The sequence below is a fragment of the Robiginitalea sp. genome, from assembly GCF_049588695.1.
GTDB lineage: Bacteria > Bacteroidota > Bacteroidia > Flavobacteriales > Flavobacteriaceae > Robiginitalea.
Genome location: NZ_JBAVZJ010000515.1, coordinates 1 through 2,060 on the forward strand (window position 1 = coordinate 1; position 2,060 = coordinate 2,060).

4 protein-coding genes are annotated in these 2,060 nt (G+C 40.2%); all 4 read left to right on the forward strand.

Annotation, left to right across the window (positions count from 1 at the left end; all coding sequences use genetic code 11):
* Window positions 1–122 precede the first annotated feature (122 nt).
* Window positions 123–641: a lipocalin-like domain-containing protein gene (locus WBV75_RS11935; protein WP_424120817.1), complete on the forward strand. Its 519-nt coding sequence runs from the start codon at window positions 123–125 to the stop codon at window positions 639–641.
* A 194-nt stretch (window positions 642–835) separates the two neighbouring features.
* A complete protein-coding gene (locus WBV75_RS11940) occupies window positions 836–982 on the forward strand; it encodes an NAD(P)H-binding protein (RefSeq protein WP_424120820.1) in 147 nt (48 codons plus the stop codon).
* A gap of 165 nt (window positions 983–1,147) precedes the next feature.
* Window positions 1,148–1,465: a YdhR family protein gene (locus WBV75_RS11945; protein WP_424120818.1), complete on the forward strand. Its 318-nt coding sequence runs from the start codon at window positions 1,148–1,150 to the stop codon at window positions 1,463–1,465.
* 133 nt (window positions 1,466–1,598) lie between these two features.
* On the forward strand, window positions 1,599–2,060 hold a 462-nt coding region (locus tag WBV75_RS11950; protein ID WP_424120819.1), incomplete at its 3' end, for a hypothetical protein.

Here is a 2,060-nt window from a genome sequence, read left to right on the forward strand (position 1 = left end):
AATCAGGGCATGAACCTCCGGAAGAAGAGCCGGATGAGTTCAATAAGAGAGTTGTTGAAATAGTCAAAGAAAAAGGCAGTTAACACCAGTAGGTACCCATTACCCGAGACTTATAATAAAATATGAAAAGAAAGAGCTTAATTGTCCCATACCTTATTGCCTTGCTATTTTCATGTAAGCCTGAAAGTGAGATTTCCGACTTTGAAAAGTTCACGGGCAGGTGGTCGCTTCATATTGTGGAGATTCAAGTTGATTCGCTGTCAACCTGGGAGCCCAGACAAGACAATTACAAGAACCGCCGGGGATTTATTATTTATGACGGACAAGGTGGAATGGGAGTACACCATGTGACTGAAAATTATAATGAATATCAGTTTGAGGGGAAGGGCGGATTGGATAGCCTGACATTCAATGATCTAAGGCATCTGGCAGACAATTTTGTCTATTTCGGCAAGTATAAAGTGAATGACTCCCTCCAGGTTATTGAGCATCATATAGAATCGGCTAACTTTCAAAATATGTGGGGTAATGTTGCAAAAAGAAAATACGTCTTTTCAGGAGATACTTTGATATTGAATCCAATGACTGAACGCTATCCCAAGATTCGACTTAAATGGATGCGGCTTAAGGATATAGAATAGCAAAGGATGCCAACTGCATAAGATATAAGATCTCTGTATATAATTCGGCCCAATGAGAATACTTTTACCTGGAGCAACGGGGCGAACCGGTAAATTAGTGCATAAAGCGAATTTCCACCTGTTCGGCCTGGGGCGTTGGGGAAACCGCCAGGTAAATTCCGCTCTGGTTTAAATTCTTTATTGACAACAGCAACATCGGATTAGCCTACAAATACCACGAAAGGCAAGAAAAAATACTGTCCAAGTCTAAATTGAACTGGACTATTCTTCAGCCCGTAGGCCTCTCCAATTCCAAACGGGAAGAAAAGATCGGGGAGTCTTTTGAAAATTTTAAGCCTTAAAAAAGTAACACATGAACCTCTTTTAACAAAAGCGGTTTGAGTACCACTCAGGCTGCTTTTATTTGTTTAAATACCTATATTTCTATCAGAAAGGAAGTGAGTTGAATAAAGGCCCCGTCACAAATTTGGTGATAGCCGGCGTTATAAACAATAAAAGAAGAAAATATGAACGGTACAAAGAATCAAGCTAAGGGAACAATACTACTCCTTGTCAGGGGGAAGACAGCGCTTTCAGCAGATGAAATTGAATACAGGATGAAAGAGCGCAGCCCTCAATTTGAAGCAATTCCAGGATTAATACAGAAGTACTACATAAAGACTAAGAACCCGGGAGAATATGGTGGCGTTTATATATGGGATTCCATGAAATCCGTTAAAGCGTTTAAGGAAACTAATTTGGCCGCGACAATCGCAGAGGCTTATGAGCTCATTGAAGAGCCCAGCACAGAGATAATCGATATTATGTTCGAGTTAAGAGATTAAAACAAAAGGCGAACAATACCTGCATCAAGCTTCGACCTACTTCCCAGCCGCGTATCTTTAGCCCGATTAACAGCTCATAAAGGCCCCTTGTTTCATATAAACCCAATGGCGCATTACGAAAAACCAGATTTAAATGCACAAAACCGCAATTCTATCCTTGCTGATCGTTATCGGACTTATATCCTGTAGGAGTTCCGAAAAGAAAATCAACGAATTGGATATAGCTGCAAAATATTATAAGGCCCTTGATCAGTCTGATGCTTCCGCAATGGCGCATTTGCTGAACGACAGCCTGGTGACAAAAGAAACCTCATATGACTATGAACAGACCTTTACAAAAGTTGAATATTTAGAATGGTTAAAATGGGATTCGGTATTCGATCCAACCTACGAAATCCTTGAAATGGAGCAAGTGGATAAATATGTTAAAGCTTCGATCTCCAAAATCGATAAAAGAATCACATTTCTACACCAGCAGCCAATTATCACCCATCAGGTTATCCGCTTTGACAACGATAAAATAGTCAGTGTGGAAACCACGGAATACGTCATCTTCAATGATTCTATATTTGTGAAAAACAGGGATAGCCTCCTG

Excerpts from the sequence above, each read along its gene's own strand:
- WBV75_RS11935 (WP_424120817.1), top strand. The coding sequence starts at position 123 with ATGAAAAGAAAGAGCTTAATTGTCCCATACCTTATTGCCTTGCTATTT.
- WBV75_RS11945 (WP_424120818.1), top strand. The coding sequence starts at position 1,148 with ATGAACGGTACAAAGAATCAAGCTAAGGGAACAATACTACTCCTTGTC.